An 18549-nucleotide genomic window follows, 5' to 3' on the forward strand; every position below is an offset into this window, starting at 1 on the left:
TATGGCTGGCGCATCCCTGTCGCTATCCGACAGGTTAACGACTACGCAGGACTTACTTCACCAAACGCACGTTATCCACCTGGAAATGCACATTGCGCATTTCCGAATCCCACACTGGCAGAATCTCCAGAACCGAAGTCACTTCCGCCGTGTTGAGGTCATCATAGTCGGCAAAGTTGATCTCCACCGGATGCCAGACATTCAGTGCAGCGGAGCTGTCCAGAATGGCGATGTCTCCCGTGCCGCAATCGGCGCCGCAGTTCACTTTCGCCATCAGCCCAGTAGAGGCGGCGAAGTCGATCACTTTCACATCAAAAGTGAGTTTGCTCAGGGCGGAAACATCAAGCGGCTTGGCGGACTTGAACAGCACAACGCCTTTCGCTGCATGCTCCGCCGCCGGAGCGCCGTATTGCGCATCCACCACGGTTCCCGCGCCGTCAACAAGGGCCGCGTCGAGAGTCACAAAGCTGGCGTCTTCCTGATAAGGGTCCCAGGAGGAGACTCCCCACACGCCAGGTTGAGCAAACAATTCCGTATCCGTCACGCCGTCCGTGTAGACATCGGTGGTGTCCGTCAGCGCGACATTTTCCTGAGCGAAGCTGCTGCAATCCGGCGTGTCTGCGGCGGTGTTGGGCTCCCAACGGATATTTTCCAGAGACAGGTCCATGGCGCCGCCAGAATAAAGCAGGAACGGCGTATTGACGTTGCTGAAGTCGAGGCCATCGTCCACAAAGCATTGGAATGGAATGCTCACTTCCGTCCATTCGCCCACGGGAAGGCCACGCATAAAGTCGCCAACCGCCACTTCACCCAGACAGGGGTATACGCAATGCAGCGACAAATTGACGTCGCCAGCTGGGGCCTCATTCACTTTAACCCGGAATTTTACGGTGGTTTTTGAGTTGTAATAGGGCGTTAAGTCCTTGCCTTCGCTGTCTTCCGTCGCCTGCATATAGACTTGGCCCACATCCGTCCATGTCACCCGCTTGGCGCTGAACTGAATGGCGCCGTCTTCAGTGGAAACGCTCACTTCATTGCCTTCCAGCGCCGTGGTCACCGCCGGGTCCATACTGACAGGCGTTCCGCCCCAGTTGGAAGGGCCGCCAATGCGCATAACCCAGTCGCCCTGATTCTGACCGCTGGTGAACAGATCAAGATTCACGTTGATGGTTCCGCCGTCGCCAGGATCTGTCTGGTCGCATCCAAAGGCCTGGCTTTCTTCACTCAGATCGTCGCCCAGGCTATCGGAGTCCTGATAGCTCAGACCATATCCATAGGCGAACAGCGCATCGCTGCCGTCGCCTTTGTTCAACGGCGTATGGCAGGCGGAATTGGGCCAGGAGAAGGACAGCTTGCCAACAAAGTCATGGTTGACGCCACCTTCGGCTTTGGCGAACAGCACGTCCGCCACGCCCTCGCCCTCACTGCCGGGCAACCAGGCGGCGACAAAGGCGTTAGAGCGGTTCAGCTCTTTATTCACATACAACGGACGACCGGACAGGAAAACCGTCACCACCGGCACGCCAGCGTTACGAATACTCTCCAGCACCGCCAGATCCTGCGAATAGTTACGGGCATGCTCCAGCGTCTTGGCGCCTTCCAGGTCGCCCACGCCTTCCGCATAGGGCGTTTCCCCGATCACCACAATCGCCACGTCATGCAGGTTCGGATTGGCGTCAGCCCCGTCAGCGTCATAGGTCACATTTGCGGCAACGTCCTGGATGCCTTTCAGGATGGAGGTCGCGCCAGGGAAGTCCTCCGCTTCATCAAGACCGGTTCCCTGCCAGGAAATGGTCCAGCCGCCGCTTTGATTGGATAGACTGTCCGCGGATTTTCCCGCCACCAGAATCCGGGCGTCCCGGCTAAGAGGCAGGATGCCGTCTTTATTCTTCAACAGCACCAGCGACTTACGCACCGCTTCCCGCGCCAGCTCTCTGTGCTCACTGGAGCCCAGTACTTCCACTTTACCCGCCAAAGCGCGCTGGGAAGGCTTGGGCTTATCAAACAGGCCTGCGCGCAGTTTGACCCGCAGAATACGCGCGACGGCGTCGTTGATACGCTCAATCTCGATAGCGCCGGCGTTAACTGAATCAATCGTGTTTTGATAAAACGCCTTCCAATCCGCCTTGTAAGGCACCATGAACAAATCGATACCTGCGTTAACCGCCTGCGGACAGTTGCTTTCCGTACAGCCGTCCACCTGACCAATGCCGTTCCAGTCAGACACAATCAGGCCGTCGAAGCCCATCTTGCCTTTCAGCACATCGGTCAGCAGGTCCTTTCTGCCGTGCAGTTTTTCACCCTGCCAGCTGTTGAACGTGGCCATCACCGTCTGAGCGCCAGCGCGCAGGGCTGAGTAGTAACCCTGGCCGTGCAGATTGATCAGCGTATTCTGATCCGCCAGATTGTCGCCCTGGTCATTCCCTTTCTCAGTGCCGCCGTCGCCGATGAAGTGCTTGGCCGTAGCCACTACGTGTGACTGATCGAGATTCCCTTGCAGGCCTTCCACCATGGCTGCGCCATAGTTAAAGACGATTTCGCCGTCCTCGGAGTAACCTTCATAAGTGCGTCCCCAACGATCGTCGCGCACGACGGCGAGGGTCGGCGCAAAGGTCCAGTCGATGCCGGTCACCGCGACTTCCGCCGCCGTCGCCGCGCCGATTCTACGGATCAAATCTGAGTCTCGCGCCGCACCCAGGCCAATGTTGTGCGGAAACAAAGTCGCGCCGACTACATTGCTGTGACCGTGCACCGCGTCCGTCCCCCAGATAATGGGGATGGCGGCGTTACCGTCGCTCTCATCCATGGAGGCTTCCCACAGCGCATCGGCGATATCCAGCCATTCCTGCACCGTCGCGTGCTTATTTGTTCCCGGCCAGGAGCCGCCGCCGTTCAGCACGGAGCCAATGTGATACTGTTTTACTTCTTCCGGGGTCAGATGCTGCAGCTCCGGCTGGATCATCTGTCCAATTTTTTCTTCCAGAGACATGGTCGCCATGATCTCAACGATCCTGGCTTCTATCTGCGGGTCTTTGGCGATGGCGCTCTGAATAGCGGGCCAATCGCTGAATGTAGTGATGTAATCAACGCCAGCCACCGGGTCAGGCGTTCCCGGTCCATCGTTGCCGTCGTTATCGTTAGAATCACTGCTGCATGCCGTCAGCGCCGCGACAATCATCATGGTCGACAGCGCCTTCAGCTTGAGGCGTCTGGATACGTACATGTGGTCACCTTTTTATATTTAGCGATAGTGGACCGAAACTTTATGAAAGCGCTTTCATTTATGATTTAAAAAAATCAGCGATATTCCCTGATGCGTAATAATTTGCTGAGTATCCAGGCCTTAACAACGGCCCTTTACTAACGAAAACCAGGGCGTTCGCCAGCTTTGTCGGCGCTAAACGGTAAATTCACCGTATAACAGCTCGCGCCATGATGAAAGCGGTTTCATAAGTTGCCCTAATTCGGGCGTTATTGTCAATAGAACGCAATAACGCCGAAGCGGGGTTTTAAGATGCTGAGGAGTTTTTTGGAGGGGCGACAGAGTCGCGCAACACCAGTTCCGGCTCAAACATAGGCGCCGGCTGCGCCCGGCGTTCGCCTTGAATGGATTGAATCGCCAGCGCCGCGGCGCGTTTACCCATAGCGTTCACCGGCTGACGCACTGTAGTCAGGGCCGGATACAGCAACGAGGCATATTCCACGTCATCGAAGCCAACCAGGGAAATCTCTTCAGGAACGCTCAACTTGGCTTCGCGCAAAGCCTTCATTGCGCCAGCAGCCATCTGATCGTTACAGGCGAATATGGCGGTGAAGTCGCGGCTGCGCTTCAACAGGCGCTGAGTAGCGACATAGCCGCCCTCCACGGTGAAGTCGCCTTCCACCACCAGGTCCTTTTCATAGCGCATGCCCAGGTTTTCCAGCGAACGACGATAACCGGACAGACGCGCGCGACCTTCCTCGTTTCCTAACGGTCCGCTGATACAGGCGATGCGGCTGTGGCCGATGGACGCCAGATACTCCACCACCAGATGACTGCCCTGCTCATTGTCGACGATGACGCACTCGCCAGCCAGTTCAGGCACATAGCGATTCAGCAGCACCAAGGGCGGCGACTTCTCTTTCAGGGCGATCAGCTCTTCGTCCGTCAGGCAGTAGGGAAACAGAATGATGGCGTCGCAACGGCGGCCCGCCAGCATGTCGATGGTCTCCTTGATTTCATCGGAGGAGTAATTTTCTACGGAAATGATCAGGTTATAGCCGGATTCCCGCAGCGCCCGCTCCAGACTGGAAATAAGGGGGCCGAAGAATACGCCAAGCAGATCCGTCACCACCAGACCGATATTATTGGAACGGTTAGTGACCAGTCCCTGAGCGAATGAATTGGGACGATACCCCAGGTCCTTCATGGCTTTGAATACCCGTTTACGGGTGCTTTCCTTAACAGGCGCCGTGTTGTTAATCACACGGGAGACTGTGGATATCGAGACCTTCGCGCGGTCGGAGACTTCTTTTATTGTAATCATTCGGAGGACGGGCACCTTGCTTAAGGGGAAACGCTTTCAGAGCCGGCCATCATGGGAGAAGCAGGCAATGCATGTCAACTAGGCGATAGCCTAACAAGCTCCCTTGCAGCCCGCGCCTGCAGGCATAGCTACAACGGGAGTCTGCAGGAAGTTATGCGACAGTATGGGAAATTTGTCAATTCAGACGAAACACCACCGGCACCACGATGGTCTCTCGGTCGATTCCATCCGCCGCCGCCAGACGCCAGCCGGAGAGGGTTTTCAGCGCCTGCTTGTCGAGCACGGTGTAGCCGCTGGAGCGCTTGATGGAGACTTTCACGGGATTGCCCAAGGCGTCCACCAACAGTTCCACCATGACCGTACCCTGCCAGCCGCGCCGGGTGGCGAGGCCAGGATACTCGGGCTTGGGCGTATTGGCTTCGCCCAACTGATATCTGGGCTCCGCCGGCGCACTGACCGCCACAGGCGCAGAAACGGGCGCTACGGCCACGACTGGCGCGGCCTCCACTGACACTGGCGTCGGGGGCGCCTGAGCGGGCTTGCTCACAGCCTGAGGCTGCGCCGGCGTAGTTTGTGGAACAGGCGGCGGAGCAGATTTGTGCGCCACCTGCGTTGGCTTGGGCGTTTTCTCTTTTACTACAGGCTTGCTTTCCGGAACCGGTTTGGGCTTCGGAGATACAGGTTCTGGCGTGTCGGCGGGTTGAGGTTGTGGCGCAGGTTTTAGAGCCGACTGCGGAGTCGGCCTCGGTTCCGCAGGTTGCGCCTGTGCCGGCGCCGCGGAAACTGGCGTTGGCGCCGCCGGGGCCTGAATGGCCACGGTCATCGTGGTCGAGGTGAGGCGGTCTCTAGTGGGCTGAGGCGCGTTGAAATGCAGCATCAACCCCAGGTGCGCCGCCACGGAGACGACCAACGCCATCCATAATAATGGCGGATATTTGGCGCTGACGGAGTCATCACTCACTTCAGACTCCAGGGCAGCAGATAAGGCTGTTCCTCATGTCGTCCTCGCACCACTGAGACGCCAAACGCCTGCTGGATGCGCTCATCGCTCAAGACCTCGTTAGTGTCGCCCGCCACCAGGGTTCCATCCGGCAGCGCCAGCATCGCTTGTCCGCAAAACCGCAGCGCCAGGGTCAGATCGTGCAGCACCACCACGCCGATTCGTCCTTGCCGGGCCCACTCCCGTAAATGACTCATCACCTGAATCTGGTGCTGCGGGTCCAGGCCCGCCACCGGCTCATCCGCCATCAATACGGGAGCGTCCACCGCCAGCGCCCGCGCCAGCATCACCCTGGCGCGCTCGCCGCCGGACAAGCGAGTGACGGTGCGCTGCGCCAGATGCGTGACATCCGCTTGCCGCATGGCGTTCTGAATCAGGGCCTGATCTTGCGCGCTTAATTTGCTGCGATGGGTTTGCGCTGGAAAGCGGCCCAGACTGACCAGGGTTTCTACGCTCAAAGGCCAATGACAGTCGGTATCCTGATCCAGATAGGAGATATGCTGCGCGCGCTGTTTCGGCGCCATCTCACACAAATCCTGACCTTGCAATCGCATGGCGCCGGATAATTTGGGAATCAGGCCGACAATGGTTTTCAACAGAGTGGACTTGCCTGCGCCGTTGCTGCCCAGTATCGCCGTCAGTTGACCGGATGGAAGACGGAAACTGACATCGGATAGAACCGGAGCGCCAGGATAACCCACCTGCAATCCGCTTAGCTCCAGGCTCAGCGCGTCGCTCATACCAACGCCTCCGCTTTACGCAGGTGACGCAACAGCCACAGGAAAAACGGCCCGCCCAGCAGCGCCGTAATGACGCCGACTCGCAACTCCGGTCCCGGCGGCAGACAGCGCACGGCAATATCAGTCAACAACATCAGGCTCCCGCCCGCTAGGGCGCTGGGAAGCAGCAATCGTCCGGGCCGCCACTCGGTAAACGGTCGCAGCATATGAGGCACCACCAGCCCCACGAAACCAATAACGCCGCTCACCGCTACACTGGCGCCAACCGCCAACGCCACGCCCAGACCCGCCACCCATTGTACCTTCTGCAGACGCACGCCCATGGAGCGGGCAGTATTTTCCCCCAGCGATAAGGCATCCAGGGAACGCGATACGCTGAACAGCAAGACCATGCCCAATAGCGCCGGGGGCGCCGCCAGATAGAAGTGCTGCAAAGTGCGATGTTCAAATGAGCCCATCAGCCAGAACAGAATGTCCTGCACCGCGAAAGGGTTTGGCGCCATATTCAACGCCAGCGCCGTCAGCGCTGAACTGAACGAGTTAATCGCGGCCCCGGCGAGAATGATCATCACGATGCCCGCTTCCGATCCCACAATCGCCACCAGCGCCAGCAGTCCCAACATGGCGCCGACAATGCCCGCCACCGGCGTAAACAGGCCGCTGGCGGAAAATCCAAAATAGATGGCGCACACCGAACTCAGCGCCGCCGTGGAGGACACTCCCAGTACGCCGGCGTCCGCCAGCGGATTGCGCAACAGGCCCTGCAACACAGCGCCGGATAGCGCCAATACGGTTCCGCATAACAGCGCCAAGAGTGTCCGCGGCAGACGCACTTCCCACAGAATCAGCTGAGTCTCCAGGTCCCATCCCGGCCAGCTTACCCCTGATACCCGACCGGTGCACAAAGATAGGACGAACAAAAAGGCCAAGGTCAGGCTCAATACCCACAGCAGGCGGTTATAAGTCATCCGCGGCCTCCCCGTCGGAGGCTTTGCGCTCTTGCGCCAGGATATGATCCGCCACCTTCTGCGCCGCCAACGTCATGGCGGGCGTTCCGCAGGACAGCCAATCAGCGGGAATATAGAGTGGCTTATAGCGGGAGGGTCGATGCTTCAGCAACGGATGCTCCACCCAATTAGTGGCCAGCGCCTCGCTATCATAGCTGTTGCTGACCAGCACCAATAAGTCCGGACGCCAGCGCACCAGCGTCTCCAGATCCACCTGTCCCCAGCCTTGCACGCCTTGCTCACTCGCTACGTTAATCACGCCGATGGCGTCCAGAAAAGCGTCCTGAAAATTCCCTTCGCCGGCGATCCAGCCATTGGCGTTAAGGACCAGCGCCTTTACCTGCTTATCCGCTATCTTTCCATGAACATCCGCGAAGTAATCGCGCAATCCTCTGACAATGTCCGCCGCCTGCTCAGGCTTATGCACGGCCTCCCCCACCATTCGCCAGCTCGCCTGCAGGTCGTCAAGGGATTGCGGCAGGGGAATCTCAACCCATCGCATATTGAACTTTCCCACCATCGGCTTCAGCGAGGACGCGCCATACTGGCCCGCCATCACGATATCCGGCCTGAGTTCCAGCACCTGCTCGATAAAACCAAAGTTGGCGGGAATGTCGCGCAAGGTCGGCGCGATTTCCAGCTCAGAGGGCTGATGACTGAGCCAGGTGACCGACACCAGATTTTCCGGGGCGAGATACCCCATCATCTGGTCAACGCACTGGTTGACCGACATGACTGTGGGCTCAGCCGCACGCGCGTCGACCGCGTTGACCGAAAGAGTGAAAGTAAGCGCTGATAGCAATCCCAGGGCCCGAAAAGCCTTAACCAACATGCAGATGCCGCCTTGAATCGATGCGAGGTGCGAATCCGGCGTAAATTCCCCGTTTACGGTCGGATAAAACAGGCTCCGAATGGGAGTCGAACAATGGCAGGTCTCCTGGCTTGCGTTTCGTAGTCCTGTCCCGCCTTCCCGAACATGGAGACGAGCTCCACGCAGTGGCCTTTGATAACGTCGCGATAAGGAGGGGCGGCGTTATCCGGGACAAACTCTTCGCTCACAGTTGCGGGGACAGCTCCGGCTGATCGGGCGCGCATAAAGTGGCGCCCACCGGATTCCCATTTAATCCTGCTCTCATCGAAAGTGATCGAACTTTGAGCAACTGGAACCATTGCGGCCCACATTATCGTGAATTGATCATTTTAAGTCCAGAAAGCCGCTGAGGGGCGCTGGACCTGTCTGCAAGATTGTGTCAGTTTTACGCTCCCGTAATCACCGAAAAGAATAAGACTGTATGACCGACGCGCCTTTGTCCCGCCATGGACTCATTCTGAAACGCCTGCTGTTCCTCGTGTTTATTTATGCAGGAATGGCCTATGGCTTGAGCCTGTTGGAATATACGGTTTTCAATCTGTCTGGCTGGTCGCCGGTGAGCACCGAACGCAGTGTCGAACTGCACAGCCGGGAAGAGGTGAAAAAGGAATTCGATCTTTGCGGCGGCCCGCTATTCGCCGCCAACGCCGTGGTCAGCGCCCAAGAAGGCGATCGCCTGCTCGCCCGCTGTGGACGCTTCTGGCCTTTCTATCATTACACCATTGAAGCCACCGCCCACCCCTTACTGCCGGGCTCCTTTATCCAGTATCCGGACGAGGCGCCGGAGGCCGCGACCGCACGGGAGAATTTCATCATTAATATGCAGGTCATCAACGGCGGTTTCGCCTTGGTGGCGTTATTTGTGATTGGCTTGAGCTGTTTCGCCGGCTATCGCTTTCTTATCAAGAAAGACGAAGAAGCCGGCTATAGGACCGCTTTTCACGGCTTTATCAGCAGCTTTCTGATGCTCGCCTGTTATAGCGGCGTCATGTTCTTCATTGATCCCACGTTCAGCTTCGGCTGGTAATCCCGCCTAGCCTGCGCGCAACCAGACGCCCAACTGGCGGATTGCGTCTTCCGCCTCCGCCGTCCAGGGCGCCGCGCAATTGAGCCGCAGGCAATGTCTGTACTTGTCGCCGTCGCCGCTGAACAGGGTTCCCGGCGCAATGCTCACGCCGGCTGCCAGCGCCTTGCGATACAACGCGACCGTATCGCACTCCTCCTCCAGCTCCACCCATAAAACAAACCCACCCGCTGGCTGCGATACTCGCACGCCTGCAGGAAAATGCCTCAGCACCGCCGTCGTCATGCGCTCCACATGCACCGCGAACTCATGGCGCATACGCCGCAGATGGCGGTCGAAATCCGCCTGCGCCAGATAATGCGCCACCGCCATCTGCGGCAAGCTTGGACAGGCCAGGGTGCTGGCGAATTTCAGGTAACCGACCCGCGTCCGCCAGCGCCCCGGCGCCATCCATCCCACCCGCAAACCGGGGGCGATTGATTTGGAAAACGACGAGCAATACAGCACGCCGCCGGCGCGGTCATAGCTTTTCGCCGCTCGCGGCCGCAGACCGGAAAAGCCCAACTCGCCGTATATGTCATTTTCGATCAAGGGCGCGCCCCGGATTTCCAGCAAGCGCACCAGTTGCTCCTTGCGCTCATCCGGCATCAGGCACCCCAGAGGGTTGCTAAAGTTGGGCATGGCCACGCAGGCTTTGACCGGCCATTGCTCCAACGCCAGTTGCAGCGCCTCCAGGCTGAGTCCGCTTTTCGGGTCGGCGGGAATTTCCAGCGCCTTTAACCCCAAGGCATCAATGACTTGCAGCAATCCAAAGTACGTTGGCGACTCCACCGCCACCACATCTCCCGGCTGCGTCACCGCCCTCAACGCCAGAGTCAGCGCTTCATGACAGCCATTGGTAATAAGAATGTCGTCCGGCTCCAGATCGCACCAGGCGTCCTTCATGCGTTGCGTGATGGCCTCGCGCAAACGCAGCGCGCCAGGAGGAAAACTATACGCTTCAATCTCTTCACTGGGCCCGCGCAACGCCGCCCGGAACGCTTTTTCCATCGCCGCCGCCGGCAAGAACTGCGTCGCCGGCGCCGCCATGGCGAAATTCATCCCCCCCGGCGATTGAGTCGCCTGCACCAGGCTCATGATGGTCTGCTGCGTGTCTACCAGGGTTGGCGCGCCTTCAAATCCGGTCACCTTGGGCAACGCCGCCTCCAGTTCGGCCAAACCATTCTGATTGCGACGGCGCACGTAGTAACCGGATCGCGGCCGCGCCTCCACCCAACCCTGTCGCTCCAGCAGGCGTTGCGCCGCCATGATGGTGGACACGCTGACGCTGAAGTGCTCCACTAAATCCCGGGTGCCCGGAATACGCTCTCCCACCGCGTACATGCCCTGACGGATGCGTCCCGCCACAGCGTCAGCTACTTCTTCATATCGCTTTTTGCTCATGCCGGTCGCCGCCTCATTCATACATAAACAAGTACAGTTCTTCATCGATATACCAGTACAGACGCTGTTTCTACAATACACCCTCTACGTCGTATTATTTAGTGTAGGTTTGTGCAGGGTGGCGCGGGTTCCTGCTGGTTCTCGCGTACTTGGCGGAGCGTCTCGACCTATGTTATTTGGCCCTAATTCCCTCTCTCCTGGGCTATTCTCTCCCCTCCTACGTTCTGTCGTTAAGTTGGTGTACCAGTCTTTGGAAAAATATTTCCCCTTTGTAAACAGCATGTTACGAGGCGTACAAATCAAGCGGTTTGATAGCTGATTCGCTGGGGAAAATGTACAAGATAGAGGAGATTAATTTTGAAGCTTACATTGCTATTACTCTTCGATTTAGCTATCTCTCTGTTATAAAATTGCTCATGAAGCATCCAGACAAGTAAGTATTATTGATGGATGCTCCAATCAGCAGCTTTCTGCTTAATACCAACACATGGATGGAGGTGTTTATGTCAAAAGGTAAAGGCTCTTCACAAGGTGGGGGTAAAGGCCGCCCATCAACTGGTTTCCCGGGTGGGAACTGGCCTAGCACTACAGGTAATCCCTCTGGCAAAGGACGTGGCAATGGGCCATCTAAGGGTAAGTAGTTAAACCCACACAATTGCTGCCACCGCCTGAGAGCAAGCGATTTCAGGCGGTAGTTTCGGCCAGTATTCGAGAATACGGTTAAGGCCAGTGAGTTAAAAAAGAGGCTTATTACAAGCCTCAATGTCAGTGATTCCTTCATCACCATCAGTTTAAGTGATAAGTGATTTAATTGTTTGCATATATTTCGATAGTTATCATTTTTATTGGTTTATCACAGACAATATCCTGCAGAGCTTCTGCGCATTATTATTTCTCCTTGCTATATTGAAGCCTTTATTTGTCACTCAAATAGTAGACAGTACAAGAGGGAAATATGGCTTCATTGCAAGGTTTGTTGTTGGAACAAGGTGGCAGATGTTTTTACTGCCGAAATCCGCTCGAGGCTGAAAATGCCAGTATTGACCATGTGTTGGCTAAATCTCTCGGCGGAGATAATTCTCGAGACAACGAGGTCGCTTGTTGTAAACGTATGAATTACCTGTTTGCCAACATGACGCCGAAACAAAAACTCAATGCTATCCTAACTTACTTTGGCGGTATGCCTTGCGGCGGAGGTGTGTCCGCTCCTATACGGGAAAGCGAAAGGGCGGGCGTTTGCGTGACCGCTCATATTAGACAGGGTAAACCCTGTATTTCGGGCTCACGAATCGCTGTCGCGGACGTGCTGACTTTCCTGGCGGACGGGATGTCTGTCGCGGATATTCTGGAAGATGTTCCCAGTCTTACCGCCGCCAAGGTGCGAACAGCCTTGCTGTATGCAGCTGAAAGATTAAGCGGAGATATAGCGAACCACGATTAACAGGCCAAAACTCTTGCTTCCAGATTAACCATCTTCCGCCGTAATCTCCCGCATGTGTCTGTGGGCTCTTTCTTCCTCTTGCTTTATTCGCCACTTTGCACTGGGAGGACCGACTTTGCTCTTGTCCATCTGGCTAAGCGCTTTGGCTCTTCTCTCCAGAAAGAAGCTTTGAGGAATGACCTCTTTTAATGCTCGTTCTACTTTAGCTTTCACGATGCCATGCTTCCTCTGAGCGCTAGATAACGCGACATTTAATGGAAAATCTTTTTCCAAAACCATCCATAAAGCCAGTTCAGCCCCTCTTAGATTTGATGGATCAACACGAGTGGCGATTCGCTGTTTTGCCTCTTGATATGTCGGTAGAGGTTCGTCCTCAAATGTTGGCATACCGGTGTCCTTACCGTTAAGAAGTAATATTGTGTGTTTACAAGCCTAGATAGGCGAGGTGTCCTACGTAAAGCGTATAAAATACTTAAGCTTAGGCGCGCCTATAGAGTGAACTTATCACTACTCAAATCAATATTTGTACGGCAATTAATACATTCAGTGTCAAATAAAGATATTGTTGGCATATTAATGCTCCCTACAAACCGAATAAACATAACGCCAAAAGTAGCTGCGCGCGTCAGCGCGTCCAGCCCGAAAGGCGATGCTTCCTTTGCTTGTTATGCGGTTACAGAGCCTCATTAATTACCTGTAAGTTGAAAAGTAGCTGAACGGCTTTTGGAGCTGACTCAATGACGTTGTTTTGTGGTACTGTGAACGAAGGAAAATGGATCTTAATTGCCTTTGCCACCTTGTTTGGTATTGTCACGCCATGACTTCTATCATGGGCACTCCCATCTTTATTGAGGGAAAATAATTGATTATTTTTTGCATATACATGCAAGTGTTGCTGACCAACAGATGAATGAGCCTTATGTAATTGAGCTGAATATTGTCCTCCTAACGGAGTGCCTTTATATTTTGCTTCATCAATTATTTGCAGAGCGGCAGAATCCAGCCACACATGGATAACGTACTCTTCAGACTCAAACGTATACCACATCCGTTTTTCAGCGCAGAACTCTTTAAATGACTTCATGATTTCCCTTTCTCACATAACGCCTGCAGCACGCGTGACTTTGGAATGGAGGCGTAACCGCAATTGGAAAAGCCGTCGCTGCGCCTGCGATTGTTAGACTTACATCTCATGAACTTCCAGACCTCGCGACGCACCAATGATGTACCAAATGTTTTGCCACAGCACCCGAGCCAAATCCGTACCTGAAAAGGCAGTTTCCTCGTTACCCTTTCTTAACAGCTTGCCGTTGGCAAGATATTCACTTTCGAATGATCCTGATCGTCTCGGCGTAAACTCTTTTGGTAGTACTGCTCTCATAGGCTCCAGATACACAGGATCATCTGCCACTAGGAAGAACTCATCAAACAAGTGAGAGAAAGCCACCATATGATTCCCAAGTTCGAGGCTATACCACTCTTCCGATATAGTATTTATACGAACCTCGCCTTTATCGTATTCTTTAACATATCCATCTAAATGAGCAATCTCATGAGCATCTTCTTCAGGATGAAATACAAAAACGGCGATGAAAGATTTTTCATGGAGCCACTGAATTGCATGAGGAATGAAATCTTCTAAAGCCACATCGGTAAAGCATCGATCAGGATGAAGTTTTTTGAAGAAACCAATTGCTCTTGCTGTCTCCCTGCAGATAAAGGGATAGTCTATGTACATAACTCTGTATTTTGCCGGAGATCGCTGGATTCTTTCTTTATAGATTTGACGAACTTCGGACACACACACTGATGGATTTTGACTGATCTCCCTTCCGGTAAATCTAATCACGGTATATCCTGCTCGAGACAAGTATCGCTGTCGAATAGCGTCCTTCTGCAGCTGTTCCTGCGTGGAATGGTAAGCATAGCCATCTAACTCAACGATCAAGCGCGCATCTTTTAGAATAAAATCAACCCGATACCTGCTGTGTTTTTCGGGATCGCCAAACCAATGTTCATTTTCAATAGCATCTGCTAAGTCACCCAGCTCCTTACTAAACTCTTTCTCGATGTATGACTGCCTCCGGTCTCTATACCAACTTGGAGGTGATTCAGGTTGTCCTGGATATTTCATCGTTTCTCCGAAGTCCTAACGCCTTGCCAAGTGGCAACCGAAGCACAGCGTAGGTTGTCCCACGGAGGCCACGCTTTTTGTGGCCGGAGTGTACTTGAGCAACTTGTTAGGCGCTTTCATGGCCGCTCCCAATACGCTGCCAAGCCTCTTTAAATTGTGGCTGATCATATGATGTTGGTTGCAACCAGTAGGATATGCGCCCATCTTTTTCTCCGCGATGAGCCAATGACTTTACTTCCTCTGGAAGCAGCACGAATACATTTGGCTCTTTTGAAACGTTGTTTACGATGAGCCAGAAATCACCCATTACTTTATCAAGAGAATTCCCAAGTGGCACAGGATTACGCTTTGAAAGTGCCTTGACTTGGACACCTATAAAGTTAGTGCCTTCTTTGTTGTAGGCGATTATATCAATGCCTCGTGCATTTCTTGCCGTTGGCATCACATTCCAACCCATACAAGACAGCTTGTAACAGGCATAGTACATACCGATATTGCCAGTTACTTGTGTTTCTAATTTCACGCTGAATTCCTTGTACGCCTAACATTTGTATAACGCGCATGCGCGCTTTTCCAATTTTAGTTTCTGAAGATTCATCTTTCAGTTCCCTGATTCCATTGGAAAACCGCTGCAATCGGCTCTTGTGACTCGCCGAAAAACGAGCACGCATATATCTTGCCCACTTGGTCCCGTTATTTAAATGGATCGGCATACGGTTTATTGAATTCCTTAACTTTTCTTATAGAACAAGATGACATACCGTGCCAGTGGTATTGGCAAAACGAGCACGGCTCTTGATGACTAATAAAAATACTGTAATTACAAGCAGTACTTGGCCTCGCGCTGAAAGTGATGAAAGGAAAGCCTGATCAGGGAGTCGGTAAGAAGGAATATCCAGGGTCAGAGTAAAACTCTTAATGTCCGCTTCTGGCCGAAAGCGGTCTATCGCTATTTGATACTGACTAAAAAAGTAGCACTTCCCCCTAGCGTCTGCTTTCGAGTAAGCACTGTGCCCTTCTCTATCTGTACAGGTCCCAAGTTTTCATCCGCCCAAAAACCATGCAGTCCTCTCGCTACAGTCGCAAGCTGTTGTGGAGCGAAAACTCACTCCACCCCACGCCTGCGGGATTTGCGAAAACTTTATGTGGGGAAAGTCGGCAAATGGAGAAGCCCTCATGCCGGAAGGGCTGAAATTCATCTATTGAAAGTTTTTGAGGCGTTTTGAGTTGTAAGTGAGAGAAAAAGTCGCCTCTCGTGGGGCGACAACCGCTGTCTCCATGCCCTAATCTCTAGACGACACGTTTCAATCCACGCCCTCACATGGAGGGCAGCTCCCCTACCATAGCTCGCTGCTTTCAATAATGTTAATCACGCTTTGTGACGGGGATGGTGTCGGTACAGGGTGTTCGCTAACGGAGCAGTCAAGACACTTCCACGCTTTGCCGTACCGAATGGCTCGGTTTTCCGATGATGTTGTCCTGAAAAGTGCTTCTATTCAAAAACTTGGGTTCTAGCTTGTTGTGATAACGAGCCCGAAATAAAAGTGTAAATGCTCATGCACGACATTTTTCTGGGATTTTTACACTGGAATCAGTGAGCTGGGGGGGGTATCTTCGAAGTCTTGAAATTGAAAAACGCGCATGTGCGATATACAAATGTTATGTTTTGCCAATATTCGGAGATTCACATGGAAGATAAAATATATGGTCTCATCAAAAGCTGGGCTGGTGTATCTACCTGGTATACGGGACACCCACTAGACCAAAAGCGTTTCTATCAAGCAATGAGTTGGGTGGTATCTGAAATTGAAACTCTCATAGATTTGAGAGAGCACTCAGAAGGCATGTAGAAACTAATCCCGTGGTTCTTGGTCAGCCAAGCCATTGGGATAAAGTGATAGATAAGTATGTCATAAAGGCAGAAACGATATTTGACTATGAATATGAGAGAAAGTAAATTCAAACAATTCTATTTAAGTAAGCATAATGGATATTAAATATATAAAAATAGGTGAGTATCTATTTGTTTCAAAGAAAGGTAGTCCATACGATGGAAAAGAAGGAAAAGTTCTATCCATTTATAGTGATTACGGCATTGATTCTGATATTGTGAGTATACGTCTTCTTTTAGATGATGGAGCTGTAATAGGTGGATTCTCCGAGGATGAGGTATCCCCATAGTGTGTGTACATAACAAGCGTAAGCACTTGACCCTAAAAAGCTACGCTTTTTCGGTCAAGTGTTACGAGCGTTATGCGTAAATACATATGAACGAACTTTCTCATGATATTCGAGGCGCAGTTACTGGCTTCTTTATACTCTTATGTAAAGGCCTGTGTAGTGGTTTAGGAGTTAGCGGCTACAACAGCGTGCCACACCCATGTCGGAGGAGGAAGCGGGACGCCATCAAGCAGTGGGAGCCATAGCGGCCAGCGAGCCGTGCGGGTGCTTTGAAAGGTCAGATTAAATGGGTAATGCCATAATTAGCCGATCACCCAAAGCAGAAATTCGTGCACGTGCTATCTTTTTCGACTGTGTTGAATGGTAAAAGACTGCTTCCGACCCAATGCAGACATAGCATTTGTAGCGATTTTGGGTTGAATCCGCCTAATGCCAATTAACGTTTGAGTTCAACGGATGACAAAAGCGCAGCTTTTGGCAATCCGCTGAAACGAATTGTTAGGAGTTTACCCGTTGAATATTGCATTGAGTTTTGCGCACCACCGTTTTGCTGGAGCCTCACCTTGCATGGGAAACTTGAAGAATGGATTATTTTCATCAGCAACTTCAAGAACTAATGTGAAGTTCTTTTTGTATTCACTGTGAGTGATTGTTGGCTCTCGCATATTTGTTCCAGGAATGAATGCGCCGCCAGTAATGCCTACATCCATGCGCGTCCCAGTCCCCCATTCGTAGTACCACTGAAGCACGTAACCAAAATCGTGAACTTTGTAGTCTCCGGTGACGCTATTGCACACTGCGAGCTTTCGGCTCACCCTGTCGAAAACGAAGAAAGCTGGGCTTGGGTAGCCAAGCATGTTTTCTGGATTTAGGTTCAAGGACTCTTTTACATTGATGTTCTCGACCAAAATGCGGCCACGCTTCGCAATGTTTTGCAGCGTTTTGATTGCGAAGTAGCAAATGGCTGCAGCGGATAAAAAGAACAGAAAGAGACCAAATGATCTCAGCTCCGACGAAAAAACAAGGACAAGGAGCGAAATGAGGGTGGCAATACCTGTTATACCTGCGACTGGCACTGCAAATGCGCCAAGCAAAGCGACGCTAACTGATCGTAAAACGGCTGTCATCTGGTGACTCCTAACATTTGTATATCGCGCATGCGCGTTTTTCCAATTTCATTTACTGAAGATACATCCTCCAGTTCCATGATTCCATTGGAAAACTACTGCAATCGGCCCTTGTGGCTCGCTGGAAAAACGAGCATGCGTATATATCTTGCCCACTTGGCCCCGTGGAGTCGTTTCAGTCAAGACAATGCCGTGGTAGGGACGTGGTTATAGTAAGAGAGCTGATAGTCCTTTTTCCGGCCCTCTTTGGATATTCAAGAATGACTGTTTGAGATTATATTTTTGCTTTATGGGTCTGAAAGGCGGCCAGATGGAGGATGAGATATCTGGCCGAGCGCCTTTCAGTGGGGGGAATGTTAGACGTTAAAACGACAGTATCAGTCCAAGAGTTCCCGCGAAAAATCTAGCTGTCGCATTCATGCTTTAAGATGAGAGGCTACTCCGCTAACTTTGCGGCCTCCTCTAAATACCAATTCCAGAACTCCTTCAGCTTCTCTGGATCACTCTTAAAAGGCCCTTCTTCTTGCCATGGATATCCGCCAGCATAGGCGCCTGCTGCATACATTGAGTAGTCCCAAGTATCAAGTTCCTCGTCTAGCTCTTCTAAGTCGTCACAGTAATTATCGATCAGAGAAATATATAAGGCGTCAACACATGCCCAGCCAACCAGAACAGCATTGAGCTGCTCATCTGATAGACCTTGTGTGTTATTTAACCCACTCAATAGAGAGCTGGCAGTCTTATCAGCCGTATCGTAATCCACTGTGCCCTGGAGATAGGCCTCTGCTAGTTTCAGTGCTTTGGGAGCAATATCCGAGGCAGGCAGGTGCCTTTCCCAAATTGGGAGAACCTTCCGACAAGTATCAAGCGCCAGTTTTACCCGCATTTTATAGGCAGGGCTTCTTATTGCATGTCCATCTGCGTCTTCTTCGACAGGCCCTATTGCTAACCAGAGTTTTTTCCGAATGGGAAGTTGTAAATGATGCTCTGGGTCATTTTCGATAGAAAGCTTTGCGTGTTCCAGTAATTGTTTCATCTACTCGATCTCTGCTGCG

Annotated in this window: 17 protein-coding genes and 1 riboswitch; of the genes, 4 read left to right on the top strand and 13 right to left on the bottom strand. The window is 52.8% G+C overall.

What is annotated here, in order from left to right; genetic code table 11:
• Positions 1 to 52: 52 nt before the first annotated feature.
• The 6 genes from AC2IBB_RS00470 to AC2IBB_RS00495 all read right to left on the bottom strand — a co-directional run bounded on the left by AC2IBB_RS00470 (position 53) and on the right by AC2IBB_RS00495 (position 8105).
• Positions 53 to 3223 carry a glycoside hydrolase family 3 protein gene (locus tag AC2IBB_RS00470; RefSeq protein ID WP_486330966.1) on the bottom strand — a complete coding sequence of 1057 codons (3171 nt, stop codon included), beginning with the start codon at positions 3221 to 3223 and terminating at the stop codon, positions 53 to 55.
• A gap of 286 nt (positions 3224 to 3509) precedes the next feature.
• Entirely contained in the window at positions 3510 to 4526 is a 1017-nt protein-coding gene (locus AC2IBB_RS00475) for a LacI family DNA-binding transcriptional regulator (RefSeq protein ID WP_486330967.1), read from the bottom strand.
• A 175-nt stretch (positions 4527 to 4701) separates the two neighbouring features.
• Positions 4702 to 5487, bottom strand: a complete 786-nt coding sequence (locus tag AC2IBB_RS00480) for an energy transducer TonB (RefSeq protein ID WP_486330968.1) — start codon at positions 5485 to 5487, stop codon at positions 4702 to 4704.
• Entirely contained in the window at positions 5484 to 6266 is a 783-nt protein-coding gene (locus AC2IBB_RS00485) for an ABC transporter ATP-binding protein (RefSeq protein WP_486330969.1), read from the bottom strand. Before AC2IBB_RS00485 ends, AC2IBB_RS00480 begins: the two co-directional genes overlap by 4 nt.
• Positions 6263 to 7234 (bottom strand): FecCD family ABC transporter permease, encoded by a 972-nt coding sequence (locus tag AC2IBB_RS00490; RefSeq protein WP_486330970.1) that lies wholly within the window; start codon positions 7232 to 7234, stop codon positions 6263 to 6265. The genes AC2IBB_RS00485 and AC2IBB_RS00490 overlap by 4 nt, the downstream gene beginning before the upstream one ends.
• Complete coding sequence (locus tag AC2IBB_RS00495) at positions 7224 to 8105, bottom strand: ABC transporter substrate-binding protein (protein ID WP_486330971.1); 882 nt, start codon at positions 8103 to 8105, stop codon at positions 7224 to 7226. The genes AC2IBB_RS00490 and AC2IBB_RS00495 overlap by 11 nt, the downstream gene beginning before the upstream one ends.
• 78 nt (positions 8106 to 8183) lie before the next feature.
• Positions 8184 to 8459: riboswitch (cobalamin riboswitch) on the bottom strand.
• 106 nt (positions 8460 to 8565) lie between these two features.
• On the opposite strand from AC2IBB_RS00495, the gene AC2IBB_RS00500 reads away from it, so the two are divergent.
• Positions 8566 to 9171, top strand: coding sequence for a hypothetical protein (locus tag AC2IBB_RS00500; RefSeq protein WP_486330972.1), 606 nt, complete (start codon positions 8566 to 8568; stop codon positions 9169 to 9171).
• Positions 9172 to 9177: 6 nt separating this feature from the next.
• Here AC2IBB_RS00500 and AC2IBB_RS00505 read toward each other — a convergent pair whose 3' ends face one another.
• A complete protein-coding gene (locus tag AC2IBB_RS00505; RefSeq protein ID WP_486330973.1) occupies positions 9178 to 10611 on the bottom strand; it encodes an aminotransferase-like domain-containing protein in 1434 nt (477 codons plus the stop codon).
• A 955-nt stretch (positions 10612 to 11566) separates the two neighbouring features.
• Here AC2IBB_RS00505 and AC2IBB_RS00510 point away from each other — a divergent pair.
• Positions 11567 to 12052, top strand: coding sequence for a DUF433 domain-containing protein (locus tag AC2IBB_RS00510; RefSeq protein ID WP_486330974.1), 486 nt, complete (start codon positions 11567 to 11569; stop codon positions 12050 to 12052).
• Between the two features lie 24 nt (positions 12053 to 12076).
• On the opposite strand, the gene AC2IBB_RS00515 is transcribed toward AC2IBB_RS00510, so the two are convergent.
• From AC2IBB_RS00515 to AC2IBB_RS00530, 4 genes are all read right to left on the bottom strand, one after another.
• A complete protein-coding gene (locus AC2IBB_RS00515; protein WP_216740223.1) occupies positions 12077 to 12439 on the bottom strand; it encodes a hypothetical protein in 363 nt (120 codons plus the stop codon).
• Positions 12440 to 12725: 286 nt separating this feature from the next.
• Positions 12726 to 13136, bottom strand: a complete 411-nt coding sequence (locus AC2IBB_RS00520) for a hypothetical protein (protein ID WP_486330975.1) — start codon at positions 13134 to 13136, stop codon at positions 12726 to 12728.
• 99 nt (positions 13137 to 13235) lie between these two features.
• The gene (locus AC2IBB_RS00525) at positions 13236 to 14186 is read right to left on the bottom strand and encodes an endonuclease domain-containing protein (protein ID WP_486330976.1); all 951 of its coding nucleotides are present in this window, start codon (positions 14184 to 14186) and stop codon (positions 13236 to 13238) included.
• A gap of 106 nt (positions 14187 to 14292) precedes the next feature.
• A complete protein-coding gene (locus AC2IBB_RS00530; RefSeq protein ID WP_486330977.1) occupies positions 14293 to 14709 on the bottom strand; it encodes a hypothetical protein in 417 nt (138 codons plus the stop codon).
• A gap of 1165 nt (positions 14710 to 15874) precedes the next feature.
• Between AC2IBB_RS00530 and AC2IBB_RS00535 the strand changes: the two genes are divergently transcribed.
• Both AC2IBB_RS00535 and AC2IBB_RS00540 read left to right on the top strand, forming a co-directional pair.
• On the top strand, positions 15875 to 16036 hold the full coding sequence (locus tag AC2IBB_RS00535) for a hypothetical protein (RefSeq protein WP_486330978.1): 162 nt from the start codon (positions 15875 to 15877) through the stop codon (positions 16034 to 16036).
• Between the two features lie 136 nt (positions 16037 to 16172).
• Entirely contained in the window at positions 16173 to 16367 is a 195-nt protein-coding gene (locus AC2IBB_RS00540) for a hypothetical protein (protein WP_486330979.1), read from the top strand.
• 506 nt (positions 16368 to 16873) lie between these two features.
• Here AC2IBB_RS00540 and AC2IBB_RS00545 read toward each other — a convergent pair.
• Together AC2IBB_RS00545 and AC2IBB_RS00550 are read right to left on the bottom strand one after the other, a co-directional pair.
• Positions 16874 to 17494 carry a hypothetical protein gene (locus AC2IBB_RS00545; protein WP_486330980.1) on the bottom strand — a complete coding sequence of 207 codons (621 nt, stop codon included), beginning with the start codon at positions 17492 to 17494 and terminating at the stop codon, positions 16874 to 16876.
• 436 nt (positions 17495 to 17930) lie between these two features.
• Positions 17931 to 18530: an Imm5 family immunity protein gene (locus tag AC2IBB_RS00550; RefSeq protein ID WP_486330981.1), complete on the bottom strand. Its 600-nt coding sequence runs from the start codon at positions 18528 to 18530 to the stop codon at positions 17931 to 17933.
• Positions 18531 to 18549 lie beyond the last annotated feature (19 nt).

The sequence above is a fragment of the Hahella sp. NS-SX17 genome, assembly GCF_057367735.1.

Excerpts from the sequence above, each read along its gene's own strand:
- AC2IBB_RS00470 (WP_486330966.1), bottom strand. The coding sequence starts at position 3,223 with ATGTACGTATCCAGACGCCTCAAGCTGAAGGCGCTGTCGACCATGATG.
- AC2IBB_RS00475 (WP_486330967.1), bottom strand. The coding sequence starts at position 4,526 with ATGATTACAATAAAAGAAGTCTCCGACCGCGCGAAGGTCTCGATATCC.
- AC2IBB_RS00485 (WP_486330969.1), bottom strand. The coding sequence starts at position 6,266 with ATGAGCGACGCGCTGAGCCTGGAGCTAAGCGGATTGCAGGTGGGTTAT.
- AC2IBB_RS00490 (WP_486330970.1), bottom strand. The coding sequence starts at position 7,234 with ATGACTTATAACCGCCTGCTGTGGGTATTGAGCCTGACCTTGGCCTTT.
- AC2IBB_RS00495 (WP_486330971.1), bottom strand. The coding sequence starts at position 8,105 with ATGTTGGTTAAGGCTTTTCGGGCCCTGGGATTGCTATCAGCGCTTACT.
- AC2IBB_RS00500 (WP_486330972.1), top strand. The coding sequence starts at position 8,566 with ATGACCGACGCGCCTTTGTCCCGCCATGGACTCATTCTGAAACGCCTG.
- AC2IBB_RS00505 (WP_486330973.1), bottom strand. The coding sequence starts at position 10,611 with ATGAGCAAAAAGCGATATGAAGAAGTAGCTGACGCTGTGGCGGGACGC.
- AC2IBB_RS00510 (WP_486330974.1), top strand. The coding sequence starts at position 11,567 with ATGGCTTCATTGCAAGGTTTGTTGTTGGAACAAGGTGGCAGATGTTTT.
- AC2IBB_RS00515 (WP_216740223.1), bottom strand. The coding sequence starts at position 12,439 with ATGCCAACATTTGAGGACGAACCTCTACCGACATATCAAGAGGCAAAA.
- AC2IBB_RS00520 (WP_486330975.1), bottom strand. The coding sequence starts at position 13,136 with ATGAAGTCATTTAAAGAGTTCTGCGCTGAAAAACGGATGTGGTATACG.
- AC2IBB_RS00525 (WP_486330976.1), bottom strand. The coding sequence starts at position 14,186 with ATGAAATATCCAGGACAACCTGAATCACCTCCAAGTTGGTATAGAGAC.
- AC2IBB_RS00535 (WP_486330978.1), top strand. The coding sequence starts at position 15,875 with ATGGAAGATAAAATATATGGTCTCATCAAAAGCTGGGCTGGTGTATCT.
- AC2IBB_RS00540 (WP_486330979.1), top strand. The coding sequence starts at position 16,173 with ATGGATATTAAATATATAAAAATAGGTGAGTATCTATTTGTTTCAAAG.
- AC2IBB_RS00545 (WP_486330980.1), bottom strand. The coding sequence starts at position 17,494 with ATGACAGCCGTTTTACGATCAGTTAGCGTCGCTTTGCTTGGCGCATTT.
- AC2IBB_RS00550 (WP_486330981.1), bottom strand. The coding sequence starts at position 18,530 with ATGAAACAATTACTGGAACACGCAAAGCTTTCTATCGAAAATGACCCA.